The sequence below is a fragment of the Planctomicrobium mucosum genome (assembly GCF_051466335.1).
GTDB lineage: Bacteria > Planctomycetota > Planctomycetia > Planctomycetales > Planctomycetaceae > Planctomicrobium.
In genome coordinates this window covers 2210254-2232502 of record NZ_CP195793.1, presented here as the reverse complement: position 1 = coordinate 2232502, position 22249 = coordinate 2210254, and the positions used below count along the sequence as shown (strand labels likewise).

Annotated in this window: 18 protein-coding genes; 8 read left to right on the top strand and 10 right to left on the bottom strand. The window is 52.5% G+C overall.

Going from position 1 to position 22249, the window contains the following annotated elements:
* Positions 1-465 precede the first annotated feature (465 nt).
* Both SH668x_RS09095 and SH668x_RS09090 read left to right on the top strand, forming a co-directional pair.
* On the top strand, positions 466-1392 hold the full coding sequence (locus tag SH668x_RS09095) for a DUF1559 family PulG-like putative transporter (protein ID WP_437188374.1): 927 nt from the start codon (positions 466-468) through the stop codon (positions 1390-1392).
* Positions 1393-1693: 301 nt separating this feature from the next.
* Positions 1694-2134 carry a hypothetical protein gene (locus SH668x_RS09090; RefSeq protein WP_437188373.1) on the top strand — a complete coding sequence of 147 codons (441 nt, stop codon included), beginning with the start codon at positions 1694-1696 and terminating at the stop codon, positions 2132-2134.
* Between the two features lie 115 nt (positions 2135-2249).
* Here the strand turns inward: SH668x_RS09090 and SH668x_RS09085 are convergent, their stop codons facing one another.
* Together SH668x_RS09085 and SH668x_RS09080 are read right to left on the bottom strand one after the other, a co-directional pair.
* On the bottom strand, positions 2250-3359 hold the full coding sequence (locus SH668x_RS09085; protein ID WP_437188372.1) for a DUF444 family protein: 1110 nt from the start codon (positions 3357-3359) through the stop codon (positions 2250-2252).
* Between the two features lie 222 nt (positions 3360-3581).
* Positions 3582-3935: a hypothetical protein gene (locus SH668x_RS09080; RefSeq protein WP_437188371.1), complete on the bottom strand. Its 354-nt coding sequence runs from the start codon at positions 3933-3935 to the stop codon at positions 3582-3584.
* Between the two features lie 472 nt (positions 3936-4407).
* On the opposite strand from SH668x_RS09080, the gene floA reads away from it, so the two are divergent.
* The 3 genes from floA to SH668x_RS09065 all read left to right on the top strand — a co-directional run bounded on the left by floA (position 4408) and on the right by SH668x_RS09065 (position 7068).
* Positions 4408-5388: a flotillin-like protein FloA gene (floA, locus tag SH668x_RS09075; RefSeq protein ID WP_437188370.1), complete on the top strand. Its 981-nt coding sequence runs from the start codon at positions 4408-4410 to the stop codon at positions 5386-5388.
* A 226-nt stretch (positions 5389-5614) separates the two neighbouring features.
* Positions 5615-5818, top strand: a complete 204-nt coding sequence (locus SH668x_RS09070; RefSeq protein ID WP_437188369.1) for a hypothetical protein — start codon at positions 5615-5617, stop codon at positions 5816-5818.
* A 182-nt stretch (positions 5819-6000) separates the two neighbouring features.
* Positions 6001-7068: a 3-oxoacyl-ACP synthase III gene (locus tag SH668x_RS09065; RefSeq protein ID WP_437188368.1), complete on the top strand. Its 1068-nt coding sequence runs from the start codon at positions 6001-6003 to the stop codon at positions 7066-7068.
* 93 nt (positions 7069-7161) lie between these two features.
* On the opposite strand, the gene SH668x_RS09060 is transcribed toward SH668x_RS09065, so the two are convergent.
* The 3 genes from SH668x_RS09060 to SH668x_RS09050 form a co-directional block, all read right to left on the bottom strand.
* Complete coding sequence (locus SH668x_RS09060) at positions 7162-10218, bottom strand: sigma 54-interacting transcriptional regulator (protein ID WP_437188367.1); 3057 nt, start codon at positions 10216-10218, stop codon at positions 7162-7164.
* 690 nt (positions 10219-10908) lie between these two features.
* The gene (locus SH668x_RS09055) at positions 10909-11715 is read right to left on the bottom strand and encodes a 3-keto-disaccharide hydrolase (RefSeq protein WP_437188366.1); all 807 of its coding nucleotides are present in this window, start codon (positions 11713-11715) and stop codon (positions 10909-10911) included.
* 319 nt (positions 11716-12034) lie between these two features.
* Positions 12035-14746, bottom strand: a complete 2712-nt coding sequence (locus tag SH668x_RS09050) for a DUF255 domain-containing protein (protein ID WP_437188365.1) — start codon at positions 14744-14746, stop codon at positions 12035-12037.
* A 324-nt stretch (positions 14747-15070) separates the two neighbouring features.
* Here SH668x_RS09050 and lptB point away from each other — a divergent pair, with 324 nt between their 5' ends.
* Positions 15071-15868, top strand: coding sequence for an LPS export ABC transporter ATP-binding protein (gene lptB, locus SH668x_RS09045; protein ID WP_437188364.1), 798 nt, complete (start codon positions 15071-15073; stop codon positions 15866-15868).
* 131 nt (positions 15869-15999) lie between these two features.
* Here lptB and SH668x_RS09040 read toward each other — a convergent pair whose 3' ends face one another.
* From SH668x_RS09040 to map, 4 genes are all read right to left on the bottom strand, one after another.
* Positions 16000-16962, bottom strand: a complete 963-nt coding sequence (locus SH668x_RS09040) for a DUF1559 family PulG-like putative transporter (RefSeq protein WP_437188363.1) — start codon at positions 16960-16962, stop codon at positions 16000-16002.
* A gap of 335 nt (positions 16963-17297) precedes the next feature.
* Complete coding sequence (locus tag SH668x_RS09035; RefSeq protein ID WP_437188362.1) at positions 17298-17807, bottom strand: DUF2946 family protein; 510 nt, start codon at positions 17805-17807, stop codon at positions 17298-17300.
* A gap of 121 nt (positions 17808-17928) precedes the next feature.
* On the bottom strand, positions 17929-18723 hold the full coding sequence (locus SH668x_RS09030) for a glycosyltransferase family 2 protein (protein ID WP_437188361.1): 795 nt from the start codon (positions 18721-18723) through the stop codon (positions 17929-17931).
* A 61-nt stretch (positions 18724-18784) separates the two neighbouring features.
* Positions 18785-19603, bottom strand: coding sequence for a type I methionyl aminopeptidase (gene map, locus SH668x_RS09025; protein ID WP_437188360.1), 819 nt, complete (start codon positions 19601-19603; stop codon positions 18785-18787).
* Between the two features lie 229 nt (positions 19604-19832).
* Here map and SH668x_RS09020 point away from each other — a divergent pair, with 229 nt between their 5' ends.
* Entirely contained in the window at positions 19833-20618 is a 786-nt protein-coding gene (locus SH668x_RS09020; protein ID WP_437188359.1) for a TrmH family RNA methyltransferase, read from the top strand.
* A 752-nt stretch (positions 20619-21370) separates the two neighbouring features.
* On the top strand, positions 21371-21559 hold the full coding sequence (locus tag SH668x_RS09015) for a hypothetical protein (protein WP_437188358.1): 189 nt from the start codon (positions 21371-21373) through the stop codon (positions 21557-21559).
* A 191-nt stretch (positions 21560-21750) separates the two neighbouring features.
* Here the strand turns inward: SH668x_RS09015 and SH668x_RS09010 are convergent, their stop codons facing one another.
* On the bottom strand, positions 21751-22095 hold the full coding sequence (locus SH668x_RS09010) for a histidine triad nucleotide-binding protein (RefSeq protein WP_437188357.1): 345 nt from the start codon (positions 22093-22095) through the stop codon (positions 21751-21753).
* Between the last annotated feature and the right edge of the window lie 154 nt (positions 22096-22249).

The following is a 22249-nucleotide window of genomic DNA, read 5'->3' as shown; positions in this document are numbered from 1 at the left end:
TGAACGTAAACCGACTTGACGAGATCGCTGGCTAGAAACACCCAGCTGCTTTCTCCGACTCAGTCGTACGAATTCATTTGGTACTTCCCGACGAAAGAGACACCGACAGTCGAATGCCTCGCACACCAATATCTCGAAATATCAACCAGCCTAACACAGAGGCACTTAGCTCGCCTGAATTGTTAACAATATTCTTTAAAAAAGCAGGTTTCTTCACCAATCTTAAGGGCAAAAATTCATCAAAGACTACCGCTACCTATTCCCGTTGCATAGAATTCGATAGATCAGCTCTCTACAAAAGACATTATAAACCGAGAAATCATGCAAATATTTGGGCGGAATGTCGACATTTGCACCGAGGGGGCTGAGAACACACTGTTCTAGAGATTTTTCCAGGCGTCATCCATCAGCATTACCAGCTGCATTATTAACTTTGTTTGTTAACTTTAGTAAAGGAACCAAGAAATGAAGAAAACTCGTCGCGGGTTCACACTCATCGAGCTGTTAGTGGTGATCGCGATTATCGCCGTCCTGATTGCTCTGCTGCTCCCCGCTGTTCAGCAAGCGCGAGAAGCCGCCCGCCGGTCACAGTGCAAAAACAACCTGAAGCAATACGGGTTGGCAATGCACAACTACCACGACACGTTGAATGCGTTTCCTTTCGCTGCGGTCAACGAGCATGACAACGGCCGCCGACATACGTTTATCGTGTCGCTGTGGCCATACCTGGAGCAAAGCGCTCTTTACAACCAATGGGACTTCACACGACATTTTTACGAAGCTCCAAACCAGCCACTGTCGGACGTTCCTGTCGCAATCTACAACTGTCCTAGCGACAACGGAGCGATTCGAAACGGCAACCGTATGCGTGCGAACTATGTCGTCTGCTGGGGCGACTTCCGACTCCCCAATGGTTCACGAACCGATGGTTCAAATCGGGCGCTGTTTGGATTTAACTCGAGCCAGGGTGAACTCAACTCACGAGGCCGAAGTTCCAAGATTTCCGATATCACGGATGGAACTTCAAACACGCTCATGATGTCTGAAACCCGTCGTGCCAACGATATGGACGACACTGACACACGCGGAGCGATCTTCAACGACGATTCTGTCGGCTACATGTTCATGACCACTGTGACTCCAAACTCTTTGGTCGCTGACAACCCTCGCGGCTGCCTGGGATCCCCTTCTCTTGCAGACCAAGCTCGCTTGGGAATGCCTTGCACAACGACTCCTGTGACATGGTCTGTTGCTGCCCGCAGCCAGCACGTTGGTGGGGTCCACACACTCATGTGCGACGGAGCTGTCCGTTTTGTCGCAAACAACATCGACCAAGCAACCTGGATTCGGCTCGGAACAATCGCTGGCGGCGAAGTTGTCGGCGAGTTCTAGGACTAATCGTTGTGAATAATGCGGTTCATGAAGCGTTGATCCGACGATTGGCAAAGTGTTCAAACGTCATCCGGTTCGACTCATAGGGTGCCTGAATCAGAGAGCGACGAGGATCGGTCCGAAATCGCTTGATTGAGAAGAAACAGGACTGGAAGTCGATCGATAATTGCTTGGACTTTTGAACCTGCAGTTGAGCAATCACAGGACGTTTCGCTTCACCGATACAAGATCCTTCCTGGAAAACACCTCTCCAGGAAGGATCTTGATCTCTTTCCACCAATCCCATCCAAGGTAGTTTCAAATGTCATGGTTACGTAATTCCGCAATGACAGTCCTCACATGTGCGATCGCTGTGGCCTCTGGCTGTGGTGGAGGCGGTGGCAAAGTCGACACCGTTCAAGTTGAAGGGACTGTCAACATCGATGGAGCACCACTCGAAGAGGGCTACATCACATTCAATCCATCGATGGGTGAGGGTGTCCCTGCTGGCATGGAAATCAAAGCTGGGAAGTTTTCAGGTCCAGTACCTCCCGGAACTAAAAACGTTTCGATCAACTCGTCTGTCGTCGTTGGAGAACGAAAAAAATACGACACCCCAGATAGCGAAACGGTAAAAATCTTTCAGGAGGGAGTCGCCAAGGAGTTCAACAGCGCAACCACACTGACTGCCGAGATTCCGGCAGGGGGGAAGAACGACCTCAGCTTTGAGGTCAAAGCGAACAAAGGCGTGAAAAAGAAATAGTCGGTCTTCTCGCTCGAGCAACGAGGACCTTGCAGTAACAATCAGGCCGGTGCCGGACTTCAGTCTGACACCGGCCTGATGTGCTTTTTGGCCTCCCACCTGAATCGACCAACTCTTACTTCCCCTTCCCGAGAAACAGCTTGATCGAGTCGTAGATCGCATCTTTGTTGCGAATTTCGCTGAGAATCAGATTCTCGTGTTCCGCATGGATCTTGCGAAGATCTTTGATGTAGTCTCCGCTCCCGTAGGGAGAATCGACCTGTCCGTAGCAGAACAGATTCGAGATGGGGAGCAGCTTTTCGATCAGAAACTTCGAGCTTTCCTTGCTGTCCTCCCCCCAGTTGTCGCCATCTGAAAACTGGAAGCAGTAGATATTCCAGTCCGCTGGGGGAAATTCTCTGTTAATGACCTCAGCTGCCTTGTGATAGGCAGAGGAGATCCGCGTTCCACCGGATTCACGAATACGGAAGAACGTCTCTTCATCCACTTCATGAGCAACGGCATCGTGCACAATGTATCGCCGCTGAATCCCGTCGTATTGGCTCTTTAACCAAGTGTCTATCCAAAAAGCTTCGATCCGAACGATCTCCTTCTGATCGTCCGTCATCGAACCAGAAACGTCCATCATGTAAATAATGGCGGCATTGGCCTGGGGTTCATTGACGGTCGTCCAGCTTCGATACCGTTCATCATCCCGATTGGGGATGATGACAGGACGTTCCGAATCGTAATTTCCGCTCGAAATCTGCCGCTTGAGCGCCTGTTTGTAAGTCCGTTTGAAATGTCGCAGCGAGTCAGGTCCCGATCGCGAGACCGTGTTGTACTTGTCCTTCTGCGATTTCAAAGAATCCTTCCCCTTGGGAACGATATTGGGAAGCTGCAGTTCGGACCCGAGCATTTCGGCGAGTTCATCGAGGGTCACTTCCACTTCGCGGACGTGTCGACCCGCATCACTGCCTGCCTGACCGATCCCCTCGCCATCCTGAGGTTGGCCCTGACCGACTGACTGCCCCACTTCTCCGTCGCCCTGTCCTGTCCCGCCGGACCCACGATTTCCGTGCTGAAAATGAGGGATGTCAATACTCGGGACGGGAATACTGACTGTCTCGCGACCTTTCCTTCCGAGCATTTCGCCATGATTGACGTACTTCTTGAGATCTTTGCGAATCTTGCCTCGCACAATCTCATTGAACCGTTGGAAGTCGCGGTCGATCGATCGAGTCATTTGCTCATCCTCACCTCAGGCGTGCAGAGAACAACTCCAGTTCCCTGCATTCTATCCGAACCAGCGCCCATTGGTCACGAGGAATTCCAGACCGCACCAAATTGAGGAGAACACGACCAGAAAAGGAATGGAACCACTCTGCGGAGCAGAATTCGTGATTCCATCCCTAAAAAGTCGTTCCATCAAGGAAAACTGAAGAGAACCAATCGCTTTTATCACGGGCTAATTGTAGCGACGCGTAGGACACTGGATGACGAGTCGATTCACGACCTGTCCAGCGTCTCCAGCCTGAGCGGCAACCGCTTCGATCGATTTGACGGTTTTGTTCACTGTCGCCCTGCCAGTTAATTCAGCGACACCAGTCAGGAAGATCCCACTTTCACAGCGACGAACATTGAGAGACGAGAACCGAACCCCCTGAATCTGCATGAGCGCTCGATACGCGCGCCGCTCGACGTTGTGGGGCGATTCACAGTCTTTCCCTATAAAACCTGGCTGGCTATCGCCGGGAACCAGGTCATCAATCGCGAAATGTGACTGCGAAGCGAAAGGAGTCTCAGGGTCCAACCTGTTCATAAAGAACCTCCATAGGGAAAGAATCCATTAACAGCAGCTTATCCGTTTCAAAGTCTCAATCATCACTGTTTATTGAAAAATCTGGAATTTCCTCCAATTTAGACTCAAGAACAAAAAAAGAAGCGATCGCCCCCCTCACACGATTCCTCGACTGAAGAAGCTTAAATTCCATGCAATTTCATGGATCATCATGGAATCTGCACGTACAAACCGCTCCAATTCCACAAAGAAAGCCATGTTGAGCGTCGGAAATTGATAGCCAAACCGTCGTAAGCAAGGCCAATCTTAAGTGAGTTGGAAAATCCGAAGTCGTTTTTTAGAATTGACTTACTGGGCCGGGTGTCACTGTCGCGGGAGTCAGATTCTGCAGGTGGTCCACTTGTCCCTACTCGTACAATGTGCTCCGAGGCCCAAGTCACAGATATGGGTTGTTTTCCTACCGGATGAATCACGTTAGAAACGCGAGGTCGCAGTGCTTGCAAGTGTATTAGCACAAGCTGGAAATAACCCCTACCAAGCGGCGTTGATCATCGGAAGCCTGTTTGTCGGGATCATGGTTCTCGCATTCGTGTTTCTGTTTGGCAGGTATTTCAGCCTTTGGCTTCGCGGGTTTGCGACGCGAGCGAAAATCAGCCCGTTGACGCTTGTCGCCCTGTCGCTTCAAAAAATCAATCCGTCAATCGTCGTAGACGCGAAAATTACCGCGGTACAAGGTGGGATCACTGATATCCCAACAAGTGCCCTCTCTGCGCATCACCTCGCAGGGGGGAACGTCACCCGCGTCGTCCGCGCACTCATCGCTGCTCATCGAGCATCGATCGCTCTCGACTGGGACACCGCTGCCGCGATCGACTTGGCGGGACGCGATGTTCTTGAGGCGGTCCGCACCAGCGTTGACCCCAAAGTCATCGACTGCCCTGACACCCGAAATGGCCGAGTGACCCTAGATGGAGTCGCCAAAGACGGGATTCAACTGAAAGCACGGGCACGCGTGACCGTCCGTACAAATCTGAGTCAATTGATCGGTGGAGCGACAGAAGACACCATTATCGCCCGCGTCGGTGAGGGGATCGTCTCCGCCATTGGCTCCTCGAATTCACACAAAGAGGTGCTGGCAAATCCTGCACTGATTGCCCAAGCGGTATTGCGAAAAAGTCTCGATTCACAGACCGCTTATGAAATTGTTTCCATCGACATCGCTGATATCGACGTCGGAGACAATGTTGGCGCGAGGCTGCAAGCTGATCAGGCAGAAGCAGATATGCGAGTTGCCCGAGCAAAAGCGGAGCAACGTCGTGCGGAAGCCGTGGCAACGGAACAGGAAATGCAAGCGTTAACTCAGGAGAACCGCGCAAAGGTGGTTCTGGCAGAAGCGGAAATTCCAAAAGCAATGGCAGACGCGTACTTGTCAGGAACACTACGAGCCGCGCAGAATGGTGCAATTGCAGATTGACTCCGCTAAAATATTGCGGCAGATCTTGCTGGTTATTTCGGTCGCACCTCCCATAAGATTGTTGGGCAAGACCGAAGAGGCAGCGGATCGATGTTTACAGTGAGACAACTTGTCCACATCCATCGATGGATGTGACCTGTACTAATAATCGGGCTACCCCCCTCCAGATCGAACACGGATGGGAAAACAGGAGCGATTCGGTAGCACCGCTATACGGAAAAATAATATGGCAGATTTGAGCATTCAGCTGACCCGCAAACAGCAGGAGATTCTCCTACGCGGTCTTCGATTCGTTCGAAGTTCCGTTGCGTTGGACATGCAGAACTACACCGATGCAGTCCAGGAACACCGCCGCAATCAATACGACGAAATCGCAGCAATCGAGTCGATTGTGAATGAGATCAAAGTCGTTGAGACCGCAGCGGTTTAATGATCTGACTGTGTCTGATGCAGCAGCTTCATGATGCGTCCGATGAGCTTGCCTCTCGATCGATCCAATTCTCCTCGTGCCGCAATCATGACTCGTTAACATCTCAAAGCCTGCCCGAGCCGGGTAAACCGCTCTGGCGGGCTTTTTTCTTTTTCCACTTCGATTCGGCAAGTCTTAAAGCAATGCGGTATCAGCGAGTCTGTGTTGAATCATTCACCACCCTCCTCCCTCCCGACATCGTCACGTCGGCAGAGATTGAAGGCCAGCTTTCGCCCGTCTACCAGCGGCTTGGGCTCCCCGAAGGCCGACTCGAACTGATGTCAGGAATCCGTGAGCGGCGCTTCTATGCTCCGGGAACACTCCCGGGTCAAATCAGCGGCCAGACTGTCCGCAAAGCAATTCAGGAATCCCAGCTCGACCCGACCCAGTGTGGCGCATTGATCCACGCTTCTGTCTGTCGGGATCAAATGGAACCAGCGACGGCCGCCGGGGTACACCACGCTGCAGGACTTCCACGAGACGCTCTCGTTCTCGACTTCAGCAACGCCTGCCTTGGACTACTCAATGGCATGCTTGCCATCGCAGACATGATTGAACTGGGGCGAATCAAGGCAGGAATCGTCGTAGGCACAGAAATCGGCCGCCCGCTCGTTGAAGGAACAATTTCCAAGCTTCTCCGAGACCCCACGGTCACTCGGAAATCGATCAAGCTCGACTTCGCTTCACTCACAATCGGCTCAGGTTCTGCCGCAATCGTGTTGTGTGACGAGTCAATTTCCAAGACTGGAAATCGTCTGATCGGGGGAGCCTATCTCGCCAACACATCGCAACACGATCTCTGCGCGGGAGGAGTCGACTCCACCGGTGCGAGCGATGGACGCCCGCTGATGAGCACCGATTCCGAGGCATTGCTTCATGCTGGAGTTGAACTTGCTGAAGAGACCTGGACCAAAACTTGTCACGAACTCGGATGGACAACCGAATCCGTCGACAAAATCTTTACACATCAGGTCGGAAAAGCTCATCGTTCGTTACTTCTGGAGCGTCTGAAGCTCCCTGTTGATCGCGATTTCCCAACCGTCGATTTCCTTGGCAACACAGGAGCCGCCGCTCTCCCCACTGCTGTAGCACTGGGACTGGAACAAGGCTTCGTTTCCTCAGGAGATCAACTCGCCCTGCTTGGAATTGGGAGCGGCCTCAATTCCATCATGCTCGGTCTGAATTGGCAGAAGACCCTACGCATCGCTTGATGGGAAGTCTGCTGACCGCGTGATTCAGCCGGCGGCAAACAGAGTCTGTCCTGATGGTTGTTGCTGAGTTTTTCGCTGGGAAGCAGCAAACGATCAGCTCAGGCCATTCTTTTTCAGCTTGCTGAAGAACGTACTTCGTGGCATTCCCAACAATCGAGCCGCTTCCGCTTTATTTCCCTGACAGCTCGCCAGAGTTCGAATGAGAAGCATCTTCTCATCTTCCTCGGAGTTTGGACCGGACACGCTTTGAGCAGGCGGTGCCGATCGCTGCGAGCTTGTTGCGATTCGTGGCCGATATAAGGGGTCTGAGAACACGACGTTTCGCGATGCTCGCGGATCCGAAACTTCAATGGTCAAATCCTGCACCCGGATCGAATTTCCATCCGTCAGAACCACAGCTCGTTCGATGACGTTCTGAAGTTCGCGAATATTTCCAGGCCAGTCATAAGACTGCATCAAACGCAACGCTGCATCGTCGATTTGAAATACGGACTTCCCACTTTCCCCGGAAGCTCGCCTCAGGAAATGCAATGCGAGTTCGTAGAGATCTTCACGACGGTCTCTGAGTGGAGGAAGCGTGATGCTGATCACATTCAGGCGATAGAACAAGTCTTCCCGAAACAGTCCTTCAGCGATGAGCTGTTCGAGATTTCTGTGAGTCGCTGCCACGATTCGCACGTCGGTGGAAATCGATTTGGAGCTACCAACTGGTTCGAATGTTCGCTCCTGTAAAACTCGCAGCAATTTCACCTGAACATCAAGTGAAATATCCCCAATTTCATCAAGAAAGAGCGTGCCGCCATTCGCTGCCTGAAAACGCCCCACTTTGTCCTGATGAGCATCGGTGAACGCCCCTTTCACGTGTCCGAAAAGTTCGCTCTCCAGCAAATTCGAAGAGAGTGCGCCGCAGTGAACGCTCACCAAAGGACCATTTCGGCGCGGGCTGTTGTCGTGCAGCGCTTTCGCCAACAATTCTTTACCTGTCCCGCTTTCTCCCCGTACGAGCACTGATGAATTGCTTCCAGCAACTTTCTTGACTGTTTCAAGAACATGAGACATCGCTGGCCCGTGCCCTTTGATATCTTCACGACGAAGATCACTTTCAATCGCCACGCGTACAGGTGTCTCGGAGAGAGACGCGAGTTCCGAGTGCAATGCACTGAGCTGACGCTCCTGATCTTCAATCTTGTTCATCTTCAGCTGAAGATCCTGATTCAATCTGGCAACATCCTTCTGCACAGTCGCGCAGTGCAATGCCACACCGGAAATTCTCGCCATCGCATCGACGAACGCGAGGTCTTCAGCTGAATAAGGAAGATTGTTGCGTTTGGCGCCCAGAACGAGCAGACCACCCATGTGCTCCCGAATTTCCAAACCATGCACAACTTCAGCGCGTAGCTGACGGAGTACCGATTGAGTTGGACTTCCCTGATGAGGTATTCGCTGAATCACCAGGTGTTCCGTGATCGCCTCAAAGGTCTCCTGCTCCAGCGTAATATTCAACGGAAGGTGACCATCCCCGACGGCGGTCGACATGCGGAATTCCAGCCGGGTCCCTTTTCTCAAGTAAAGCGAGGCCTGATCGACATGCAAAATCTCGCAACAGGAATTCAAGAGACTGTCTGCCACAGCCTCAGGTTCAAGGACGCTCGAGACGACTCGATTCACCCGATTCAATGCTTTGTCTAGCTGGTACTTCGCACTGAAAAACTTGCGGTCGAGCTTCTTCTGAATGGAATCCCGCACCCAGATCACGACAAGCACCGAAATCATCAGCACCAGTGTCAGTGGAATCGCCTGACCGATGGGCGAAAAATTCTGTTGCATGGTGTTCACCACACTCACTGAAATGAGTGCAGCGAAGATCACCGTCAGGCCAGCGCTGGCGCTGTAATACCAGACGCCGCTGGAAACAACCTGATCAATGAGCAGCAGTTTGTAACGGGCAATCCCCACCGCATAGGCGAACATGAAGGCGAGACTGGCTCCGAACATCGGAATGCGGGCACCGCCGAACGCGAAATAGACGTGGTGAAAGACCGCCAGATAGAAGGTGAAGACAATCAGAACTCCAGCGACGATCGCCCCCCAGAGTAATGAAGTCACCTGATTTCGCTCGAAGGGATTTCTCGCAACCTGACAACTTCTGCGAATCGCTAACACAGAGAGAATGAAGTACATCAGTTCCATCCCCAAAGCAAAATACACTCCGTTTCGCATGATCGGAAACACGCTGCGATTCGCGTTGCCGATAAGACGTTCCAAAGTCGACGCAAATGGGCCGGGTCCGAAATCGACAGTGAGCAATGCAGTAATCAGCATGAGCCCCGCCAACACGACGCCTGTCATGACGGGAACAAAATACAGGAGAACCCGCATCCACCAACGATCATGAGCGAAGAACGAGGGAGCGAATGGATACATCAGGAAGAAATGCAGCAGCGTCGCAGGGAGGATGCAGCCCACGATGGTGAACAAGATGATCAGAGTGGGACTGGCGGAAATCAACCACCAATGACTCCCACCGACAAATGCCATGAGCGTCAGAGCGGAGAGTGCAAAGAACGCTCTGAGCGGCTGATCAAACGGGCGGTTCCAGGTCGCCACTCCCCCGACAATCACGACGCACAACTGCAGCATGTACCACAACAGGGTGATCGACACATCGAACGTCGACTGACCAATTAACGGAAGACAGGCAAGCAGCGGTTCATCGACGCCATCCCGCTCGAACCAAACCAAAACCGCCCGGGACTTGTCGAGAAACTCAAAAACCGAGAGATTCGACAACGAGCTCTCTTCTGTGGGATCTGCTCCGATCGACAATCGAGATGCAGAGTCACTCTTCCAATTTCGCAGTACGCGATGCACTTTCGCCCAGTCGGCGAAGCTCCGAATCGGATGGCCAGCAGCCTCGATGATTCGATCCCCGACCTCAGGTACGGTTCCTTTGATGGAACTGAGCCCTTTGAGAAGTCGGACATCCCTGATTTCCAGCCCCCGAGCATCAGGGTGCGTCGCATTTGTCAGCAGACAACGGAGCGGCATACAGGGTTGGGTCGGCACGTACCACATGACGACCAAGCCATAGGAGATCGCAAACGCAGCAAGCGCCGAAATCGACCACCGTTGTATTCCTCGACCATTCATTTCGGCGCTTTTTTTGTAGTTTCGGCGCCGAAACAAGCGCCGCTACAACGACTCTAAGCCACTCTTGCAAGAAATTCAAGAACAGAAATAGTTCATAATTACTGAGAAAACGCGATTTACGTGCTCGGCGCTGACATCGAACAAGATTTTTCAAAAAAAGGCACAAGAGATGCATATTAGAATTCCGACCCCAACCGATTGCCCTTGGGATCAAGACGAGATTAGCGAGCTTTTGATTGCAGCCTGACCCACTCTGCAGCCAACGACCTCCACGAGCCGCAAGCAAATCTTCTCTTGTGACCAAGGGCATTTTTATTTCTATCGATAAATTTGATACAACTTCGGTCGCCTCTCCCCTGCACATTGCACATCGCCTGCGATTGCCGCAAGATGCTCGCAGGGAACCTCGAAGGTCCTTTCGTGGCGCTCTTCCTATCACGCTCTCAGGCGTGCTTTTCCCTTATACGCCTTAGCAACGGCGAGATTGTCTTCACCAGACAGTGCCAGGACCCGCAGAAGCCTGAGTTCAAGCCCCGCTAAGATGAGTCATGGAATGCGTCTCTTCAACGAGCGCGGCACTGCATGCAGCATGGGAATGGTGACTCGCATGTTGCGACGAGCAAACACATCAAAGCAATGCGATACGGAAACAGATTCCCGAAGGTACGGTTCGCCTATCAGGTGGAACGCTCAGCGATCAGAATCCGTCGTGACTTCGCTATTTGCGACCGCGGGGGACGACACTTCGGGGATCTCTCGAATTGAGAGATTGCGGAAATGCACCTCGTAGCCTTCGCTTTGTAAGCCAATTGCCCCGTTGGACGGCATGCAATCGGTAATCGTGCCGAGCCGATGGCCATTAACCGTCACGCTGACCAGGCCATTCCGGCATTCCACTTCACAGCGATTCCATTGATTCACTGGTTTCGCCAGACGATGCAGGCCACGAATACGGTTAGCTGTTTTCGCTCCTCCAACCGGAAACGTCGCCCCCACTTCGGGTTGATGCAATTGTACCTGCACAGATTTCGGCCAAAGTCGCTCTTCGTCACCGGTGAACAGGAGGATTCCGCTGTTTCCATCGGGGTCTTTGGGGAACCGCCACTCAACGCTGAGGTGGAAATTCTGATATTTCGTATTCGTCTTCAGATAGCCATGCGGCTGACCGCGACAGACGAGAATTGGAAAGACATCTCCCGGTTCTGCTCTGATTTCCCAGGTATCTTCAAGAGTGCCACCCTTTTTAGCGGAGACGAACGTCCATTCGTTGCCGGGGAAACTTCGCTGAATCAGTGCCTGAGAGGAGACTTCACCGGCATAGGAGGCATTGCGAATAGGAGCCAGAACCTGAGCCACGAGTTGCCTGGAGAAGAAAAAGAGGGCCAACGCCATGACCATATATACGGCATTGCGAACAATCCCGGATCGCTGAAATCGAACAACGGAATGCACCCGTGACGCGCCAATACCGCCCTGTTTCTCAACAGAAACGGGCATTCTCGGCGACGCAGAGTCGTTGTCATTTAATGCAGCAAGAGAGTGATCTTGCCGCCGGGGAGACAGTCCGGTCAAGATGTTGAATCCATTCGCGTCAGTATAATCGACTCGATCGTTTCAATTTCACGCGATTGATCCTACAGCCGTTCGATCTGATCCGCAACAAGAACGAGCCCTCATCAGCAAAACGCTGCAAAAGGGGAAACGGGCCCCCCTTTCATCTTTTGGGCCACGCGAGGCTCTCTGGTACGTGCCTCAGCAGCCAGTAACAACAAAGCACACCGCTCCCACACTCGCCGCCCCTATGAGCGATCGGCAGTTACTCAGGAAATGGGGGTGCTGTCGGTGTCTCCGACCTCGCCTTCCAGTCCGCCTGCTTCTCCCCAAACAAGTGTGCATTCACCGGCTCAGGAGTCGCGTCCGCTGCTGCGACAGGAATTGTCGCCTTGAGCTCCAGATTCTTTGGGGCGAGGCACTGCTGATGATCGCAGAGTTGATAGCGGAGCGACACTTTCAACTCGACAGGACTATTCGTCTGCAGGTCTGTCTGGAAGCTCCCTTTGACAATGACTCGATTTTCATAAACGGAGAGAGAGTCACTGATCCCTTCGACCTTGAAATCACTGCCGTTGGGGTAGCTCACCTCTTTCAGGACGACCCCGGTTGGACCAGTCAAGGTCACCCGCAGTGGAATCACGTAATCAGGTTTTGGAGGATTCGCGTTGACGTGCCAGTCTTTCTCCAACACCACTTCGACGGCAAATCCACACTCTCCTTGCACTGGAATCTGATTCACCGAAAGAAATCCACGTGCGGCGATCTGTTGAGCATTGACCGGCTCGAAGCTGACTGTTTCCCCTTCCTGAATAGGAAACTGAAGTTCTCCCCCCAGCAGTGACGCTTCCTTTTTCACCCCAGGCTGCGTAAGGGGAGTCATCTTCTGTTGAGATTGCGGAGGAGTTCCAGTGATGCCACCAGCGAATAAGCCTTCACCAGCAGCTTTGATCTCCGTCGCCCCGTACCAGTGGAGATATTCCTGCAATGCGAGCGCCAAATAGGGGGCTCGATCCGGCTCTTCACTCAATTGGGATCCAAAGGCGATAAAGACCTTCTCTGCGTTTTTGCGGTAAGTGTCATCATGTTTGAATTTCGAAAAGCGAACCAGATTTTGAGCTGCGACGCTGTTTCCGGACGGCAGCGCATTATCGCTTCCCCCTTTCAGCCGCACGAGAACCACTTCCTGATTGTGGGCTGTAAAGAAATAGCCTCCTCGTTGCTGATCCCAGAACCCCGTCTGCTGCTCCTCCATCAGCCGCCCCGCGGCACTCAGCCATTTTTCTTCGTTTGTCGCTTCATACAAGGAGATCAACCCGCTGATCAGGAAGGCATAATCTTCCAGAAATGCTGGCTGGGGATCAGGTAATTCAGCAGAAGTTCGCAGCAGAACGCCATTCGCATCGCGATGTTCTGTCAGGAGATACAGAGCTGCCTTTTCCGCCGCCTGAATGTACTCCGGGCGTTTCAAAACCAGCCCCGCTCTGGCATAAGCCCGAATCATCAATCCGTTCCAGCCGGTCAGGACGTGGTCATCCTTCGCCAACGGCCTGCGCTTGGAACGGACAACGAGCAACTTCTTGCGGATTTCAGACAATCGCAGATTCAATTCGCTCAGCGGAAGGCTCAGGCTGTCGGCAATCTCTGTCAGCGACTGATTTCGATGCAACACATATCCTGCTGCAATACTGCTTGGGCCATCGATTCCGTAGACAACCGTGAAGATTCGGTATTCTCCGGCGGTGAGGACACTCTGAAGCTCTTCCTTCGACCAAACATAATAGGCACCTTCTGTGCCGTCGGTTTCCGCATCCAGTGCCGCGAGAAACTCTCCTCTTGGCCCGGTGAGATCCTGTTTGACGAATTGAAAAATCTCTTCCGCGACTACGCGGAACTGCTCCCGACCAGTGCGACGGTACGCTTCCACGTAGATCTCTGCTAACTGAGAGTTGTCGTAGAGCATCTTTTCAAAGTGTGGGACACGCCATTGCCGGTCTGTACTGTAGCGATGGAACCCTCCGCCCAATTGATCCCAAATTCCGCCAGAAGCCATCGCTATGAGCGTTTTATCAAGCATCGCTGCATAATTGGGTTCTCCTTCTTTGGCTGGTCGCCCGACTTGTGCCTGAATCAGTGCCAGCTTGGAAGGAACCGGGAATTTCGGTCCTTCAACAGCGTCTAGCTGAACATCAAAGCCGCCGAATTCACTGTCATACGACTCAGCCACTTGTTGCACTGCTGCTGCAACCAGTCTTTCATCAATTTCAAGAGGTTTCAGCTGCAGTCTGGGAACCGTGAGGCGTCCGACTTCCCGGGTGATGATATCCGCCGTCTTTCGCACATCCTTTTCGCGTGTCTCCCAGGCACTTTGGATTTGCCGACAGACATCTGGAAATGCGGTGATCCCGGGCTTCGGAGTTGCTGGGAAGTAGGTTCCCCCCGCAATCGGACGTCCATCCGGCGTCAAAAAGAGGGAGAGAGGCCACCCTCCTCCCTGTGATGATTTTGAAAGCTGGAAGTAGACCTCAAGAGCGGTCATATAGACATCATCAATGTCAGGGCGTTCTTCCCGATCGACTTTGATATTGATGAAGTGTTCGTTCATGTAGGCTGCGATTTCCGCATCTTCAAACACTTCGCGGCGCATGGCATGGCACCAGAAGCAACTGCTGTAGCCGATCGATAGAAAAATCGGCTTATTTTCTTTCAATGCCAGTTGCATCGCCTCTGGCCCCCATGGGTACCAGTTGACGGGATTATCAGCGTGTGATCGCAAATACGGGCTGGATTCTCGGGCGAGCCGGTTTTTCTTCCCACCAAATTCTTTTGGAGTCGCTGCGGGCTTCGGCTTGGTCAATTGAGCGGAAACGCGATCCGCGGGAAACAGAATCAGAATCCCCAACAGCAATCCCAAGGATCGATTCAATGTGAAGTGTGTGAGAATTGGACGCATCAATTTCAGTAATCGCGTCTTCATCACGCTCCCCTGGAAGAATGAAAGGATTTCTGCCTGTCGCCAGTCTATGGGAAACGGCCGGTTCGTTCGAGGTGAAACGATTGATCAGGGTCGATCGCACTCCAATAACCTCAAGAAAAACTCCGAGAACTCCCAACCTCCCTCCGAGACTCACCTTACTACAGGTGCTGCGAACTCAAAAAAGAAGAAGAGTATCGATCGGATTTCAGGGGGATGGGAGTGTCGAAGGCAAGGTTCATCTTGCCCCTTTCCCGAGTTGTGCCCTAGACTTCCGTTCAATTCTAGCGTCGCAGAGTGACGCTTTTGATTTCAGGAGGGGTTCCGATGTCGATTCTCGAATGTCATGGTCTGGTGAAAGTCTATCCGGGTGGCAAACGTGCCGTGGATGGCGTTTCATTCGATGTGAATCCAGGAGAGATCGTTGGCCTGCTCGGCCCGAACGGAGCAGGCAAATCGACGACGTTCCGTATGGCGTGTGGTTTGATCGCTCCCACACAGGGGAAAGTCTTCCTGAATGGGAAGGATGTCACCGACGCTCCGATGTTCCAGCGTGCACGCAATGGAATGGGTTATCTCCCGCAAGATCAGAGCATCTTCACCAAGCTGACGGTTTACCAGAATGTGATGGCAATCCTTGAATTCCTCCCATTCTCTGCGAAAGAACGACGCCAACGTTGCGATCGCCTCCTTGGCCAATTCGGACTGACCAACAGAAGCCGGCAGATCTCCTCCACGCTGTCCGGAGGAGAACGACGCCGACTTGAAATCGCCCGTTGCCTGGCGAGTGAACCGAAGATCATCCTGCTGGATGAACCGTTCACCGGGATTGACCCGACAACCATCAACGACATTCAGGACATCATCGGCGAACTGCGAGATTCCGGAATTTCGATTTTGCTGACAGACCACCGCGAACGCGAAACACTGACCATCACCGATCGCAGCAACATCATCTGCGCTGGGCGCGTCCTTGTGAGTGGTGACATCGCCACAGTGCTCAATGATCCCGAGGCCCAGCGGCAGTACTTCGGGCACCGGTTCGATGCGACGTCGATTCTTGAAGAGAAGGCAAATTTCCGCGTCAATCGAACGATCGATCTCTCTGACCAGCAAGTGGCCTAAAACGCGAAGAACGCAAGCGAACTGAATCGACTTGCGTTCTTATGAACTGGCGCGACTTCAAAATTGTCGGGACTCATTCTGCGGACGGGCTATTGCGGCCGCAAACGCCCCGTATTGCGACCGCATTCATTTTAGTACTCTCCGACGACTTCCCCACCGGAGCGTGTGGCGAGAGCGTTAAAAATCTCTTCGCTCATGTTTTGGCTGAGAAATACGACGTGACCGTCTGCCATGACAAAGTGAGCACCTCCGACGTGGCTGCTTCCAAAATCTTCAGCAGAGTGCCCTTCGTTGGGAAGGTGTCCAGCGTGGCCGATGACACGTCCGGCCGCACCACCTTCACCTGGAATCGCTCCAGCCCAGGTTCCGTAGACAATTGCGGGCCCGTGGTCATCGTCATGATCATGATCGTGGTCGTGGTCATGGTCGTGGTCGTGATCATCCTCCTCACCACGTACAAACGTTGTTCGTTCACCCACCATCAGCGTTTGACTACTACCGTCAGTGAAATCTCGCAGACTCGTTTTGCTGTTGTGAAAAAATGCTCCGTCGCTGACGCACTGGCCGCTGGAAGTGAGCCCGAATCGAGTCCCAGGCACGTACGATTTGTAACACACGTCCGGTTCGGTCACTCCAAACACCCCCGCGTAGTTTGAGGTCGCGAGCACGAGCCCTTCCGCCTCAAAGGTGTCTGGCTTGGGATCGCTGGCGCACTGATGATAAGGAAGCCGAGTCTTCAAAAATTCCGCGTTGGGAGATTGCGACATCGGCAAATCGAATCGGAGTTGAGAGTAGAGAGGCGAGGAGTCGACGTACGGAAGAATTGACGCTCCCCAGGAGAAGCCATTCCCTCCTCGCGGATTGGATGCGAATCCTGAGACACCGATCCAACCCGGTGGAAAGCAATTCATGGTATCGTGGTAGTTGTGAAGCGCCAGTCCAATTTGCTTCAGATTGTTTTTACACTGAGTCCGGCGGGCCGCTTCCCTCGCCTGCTGAACTGCCGGCAGAAGCAGTGCGATTAACACAGCGATAATTGCAATAACGACAAGCAATTCAATTAACGTAAATCCTGAACGACGATGCGGTCGCATAGTAATATCTCCACATTACACAGGCTGATAAAGAAGCCGTGCTAATGAGTGCTAATAGATGAGGTACGCATCGTCCGAGATGGACGCGCGACAAGCCGTGCAACGAGGGCTAACGGATGCATTCACCAATCGTCATTTCACGATTGGGTGCACAAACTGGAGAGATGAACCGTCACCGAAAATTGAATTCCGGGCGACGAAGCTAGACCCTTACCGTTGAGAACACGCCAGAACGGATCAGTCCTGGAGCGGAGTATCAACGTTGAATGATCAAAGCACGCTGTGAGAAACCGCGTCAATACTGACAGGTTTCATCCAAACAGCAGTTCATCTCGTTAGCCAACAACGGGCGGTCCACGAGGCTGAGCGAGAGAGACCCAGACAAGAAGCACTTCAGGGAGAACGATCGCGGGCTGCTCTGAAACAGTCTCCGCCCCTACCAGATGCACAGGAAGCGTAAAAGGCTGTAATTTCTGAGCTAAAACGCTACAGATCGAGCAGTCATGAGAGTGTTCATGCGATCCGTCGCCTGACTCGCCATCCGAGTTGCCACAAGGCACGCCCTTCGTTTGGCAGCCCGCGTGACGGTGCGAGTTTTCATGAGAATCGCGGTGTGAATGGCTGCAGGAACGGGGATGAGAATGACCGTGACTGTAGTCATGGTCGCAGCCAGTACGGCCTCCTCGAACGTTCCCAGAATGCTGTTCGTCAGTTTGATCCGCGGCAGCAAGTTGAAGATGTTCCAGAGTATGCAGCAACGGGGAGTGAAACATCTGAACCCCGAGCAACATCACGATCGACGTGAAGGCACTCAGCCAGGCCAGTTTATTCACACGGGAAGACATCTGCATTACCAGCAAAAAGTTTGCTCTGGGATCTCACGAACTATATCGCAAAATTATTCCGGTGGCAACAACTAAATTATCACTTATTTAGCGATTTTTACGGATTGAAGCGAGATGCAATTCAGTTTCGCTTGAAGATCTGGAAGCTCGCCAGCTGCAGCTTTTGTAACCAGAACTGCAGCAAAATATACAGAGTCGTCAGCCCGTATTTGACACTTCGTCGAAAATTAATACTGGAAGCTTCGTCGAAATAGCGAACAGGAACCGGGATATCTCCCAGCTTGAACCCAAAAAAGACTGACTGAGCCAAAAACTGACTGTCAAAAGCGAAGTCGTCTGTGTTTTTCTCCCACGGAACAACTTCCAGCACTTCCCTGCGATACGCGCGGAAACCGCTGTGGAAATCGCCGAGATTCTGCCCGAGGGCAACGTTCTCAATCGTCGTCAAGCAACGATTGGCGATGTACTTCCACCCGGGCATGCCACCTGAGAGCGCTTCACGCCGCGTTCGGATTCGCGACCCCAAAATAACATCGCAAATCCCTAATCGAAGAAACTCGACTGCTGCGCCGATCACTCGGCTGTCGTATTGGTAATCAGGATGAATCATCACGACGATGTCTGCGCCACTGGCAAGCGCATGGCGGTAGCAGGTCTTCTGATTCCCTCCATAACCCGTATTCTTTTCGTGGACAATGACCGTCAATCCGAGTGAACGGGCGAGATTGACCGTCTCATCACGACTGCAATCGTCAACCAGAATCACTTCATCAACAGTCCCGTCGGGAATGTCCCGAACTGTCCGCTCCAGCGTCGAGGCCGCGTTATACGCTGGCATGACGGCGACGACCCGTAGCGGGTGGGCTGGGGAATCTGACGCCGTCGTCTCGGTTAAACTCAGGAATGATCGACTCATGGCATCCCAAGGCAGGAGGGAAATGGGAAGGAGAAAGACATCCTGTGACGACGACTTCAGCCTAAAACTGATGCCCTTCCTGAGGCCCGTTTTGAGTTAAGGTCAAAATCTCCGGACCAGCTTCTGTCATCAGAATCTGATGCTCGAACTGGGCAGATGGAAGACCATCTTCAGTGAGCACTGTCCAGCCATCAGCCAGCGGCCCATGAGTCTTCTCGGTCCCTAAATTCAGCATCGGTTCAATCGTGAACGAAACTCCGGGAGCAAGAATATCGCGGCGATTTTTACGCATCGGGACATGCGGAACACCCGGTTCCTGATGAAACTTGCGCCCGATGCCGTGCCCCTGAAAATTCTCGACGACCCCATACCCTTGAATGCGACCGAACCGAGAAATTGCGAGCCCAATATCAAAGACCGGGCTGAATGGGACGATCGACCGAATGCCGATCCACATCGCGTCAAAGGCTGCCTGAACGAGTTTGCGGTGGGATTCTGCGACAGGTTCGATCAGGAAGGTCTCTGAAGAGTCCCCGTACCAGCCATCCACGATTGAGGTGCAGTCCAGATTGACAATGTCCCCAGCTTTCAGCACATAGTCATCAGGAATTCCGTGACAGATGACTTCATTGACGCTGGTGCAAATTGACTTGGGAAAGCCGTGATACCCGAGACACGCAGGGATATGTCCGTGGTCCCGAGTGTACGTTTCAGCGAGCGTGTTGAGCTCGTCGGTCGATATCCCTTCGCGAACCTGCGTTCGGAGGAAATCCATCAACTGAGCGTTAAAACGCCCAGCTGCGCGGAGTCCCTCCTGCTCTTCTTCGAGAACATAGAGAGGGAGACGGTTTTGCTTTCGAAACGAAATCAATCTTCGCATAAGTCCTTTTCCTGTCTCAATATTCTGATGCTGTTCCAATCCCGTCGCAAGCGTGGGCTTTGTGGAAAATTGCAAGCTTGCAGAACTTGTGTACAGAACTTCTTCCACTGAGATGCTATCCCGTCATCTGGCCCCCAATTTTCAAACCCAAATTCTGAATCCCCTTACGTCTGAAAATCCGCTAGAATCCAGCGTTTGCGAATGCCTCAACACTGGAACGAGCGAAGACGTGGTCGGAAAAAAAAAGCGAAAAATTCGATCGGGACAACTGTTGGGGAGCCACCAGAAATGCTGGCTCTGGGGCAGACACGCGGTGATGGAGACCCTGCGGGCTGGAAAATGGATCCCAATCGAAATCGCTTATTCTTCGGAAACTCTTGAACCGGCTCTTCTAAAGGAACTCCTCCAGTTGACCGAGTATCTGGATGTGCCAGCACTCGATCTCCAGCGAGATGAACTCCAGCGGCGGTGCGGCTCAACAGAGCATCAAGGGCTGATGGCAAAGATGCCCCCTTACCCGTATGGATCACCAGAGACGCTTTTACAAAAGCTCCATGCAAAAAGTGCAGTTCTGGTACTCGCAGGCATTCAGGATCCATTCAATTTTGGATCGATTCTGAGATCCGCGGACTTATTCTCCTTTGATGCTGTTGTCGTCCCAATTTCACAGCAATCCGGAGTTTCCTCCCACGTCGCCAGAAGCTCGGTGGGTGCGGTAAATTACCTCGATATCGTGGAAGTGCCTGATCTCATCGCCTTCTGCCAAAAAATGAGCGACGAAGGACTGAAGTTGATCGCCGCAACGGAGCATGGAGACCAGTCCCCTGCTCAAGTGGACTTCACTCGTGGCTGTGCCGTTGTGATCGGAAACGAAGGTTCAGGAGTCCCCGCCGACCTCATGAAGATATGCGAAACACTGGCGTGCATTCCGCTCCAGGGACACGTTGGATCGCTCAACGCTGCAGTCGCTGCCGGCATTCTGTGTTACGAGTTACAGCGACAGAGGCTCGCATAGCTGGCAGGGTTCATCAACGTCTTAGAACGTCGCATCACTCCTGTTAGGATGCTGTCTGCCCAGTCGCCGAAATCCCGTTCACCCATCTCGCGCCCCTCCCTTGGTTCATCACGCCTGTTTCAATTTGCAGAATTGCCTCCACGACACCCGTGCAGATTCAATCACTTTTACGCAATCGAATCGGACGAGTTCTGGGAGGTTCAGCGGCACCAAGTGATGGTCGCAGAGTCAACGCCTCAATCGCGAGTAAGCCCGCATCCATTTCCTAAAACGCGGACAGGTTCTCTATGTTCCGATGGTGGAATTGAGCCAGAGCACTCAAAACGCTTGGTGAACCACCAAGCGGGAAGCCGTTTGCCCACTGAATTGTCCAGAATCCCACCACAAGCCTACAAAAACTGTTACTTTTCGGCAGTTTTCAAATCTTAAGGACGATTGGCCCACCGATTGCGTCTTGCTTTCAATCAGTGATCGATTGTGATTCGGCTTCTTGAGATCGCCTTTCGAACAGGAAGCAGTAGGCAGCTTCATTCGAATTGATGCGTCCACCTCAAGAACCCCTCACCCAGACATTGAAATAGGCAACTTGCTCACACTTATCTCAACCTGAAGTGCGTCGAGACGATATTCGGCCCGCACTTCGGCTTGGCCACTTCAGGTTGGGACCTTTTCGAGCTTCGCCACAACTTCAAATCAGTCACAATAGCTTATCAACGACAGGCAAATTGAAGATAGCTCCAAGGAGGAAGATCATGGTCTCACTAACAACAGTTTTCATCGCCACGATGCTGATTGCTCTGTTGATGGTCCTGACCACGCTGAGTACGACGGTGATCTACGCACTCACGATGGTGCTGTCCTGGACGGCGGACTACTTGTTCGACACCCGATCGCCGATGCAGCCCCGCATGTCCCTCCACGGGAAGAAAGCCTTCCATTAAATCGAGCACTTGCTCGTCTTTGCGGAAGCGGACAAGCAGACGAAGTCACGCTGACTACGAGATGTGGGGGTTCGAGAAAAGTTACAGGCTGATTTGCTGAGGTCAGAAATGGCCTCAGACATAGAGATCGAGGGGGTCGATTCAAACAATCCACCCCCTTGATCTTTTTTTATGGGCTCACCCACAATTGCTTATCCCGGAGGCCATCCCAGAGATCGCTTTCCAAGGATGTGGATGTGGAAATGGTCGACAGTCTGACCGCCATCGCTCCCCGAATTCATGATCGTTCGGAATCCATTTTCCAATCCCTGCTCTTTCGCAAGCTTTCGGCTGACGAGCAGCAGATGCCCCAAAAGCGATTGGTCACAATCCTCCGCTTCTGCCAATGATCGGATTTCCTTCTTCGGAATCACAAGAAAGTGCACCGGAGCCTGCGGGCTGATATCGTGAAATGCGAGACACAGCGAGTCCTCGTAGATCAGCGAAACTGGAATTTCACGATCGATAATTCGCTTGAATATCGTCTTTTCTGCCATGGCAGCTACTTTCTTTGAAACTCGAACCAGACCCGCATAACCGCTACAGAGACTATAGTCTCACATTGCAGCGTTGCGTTTACGCAACAAATTCTCTCTTTCTGGCGACCACGTGGCAAATCGTATTGTAGTGTCCCTTGTAACTCCAGAAATC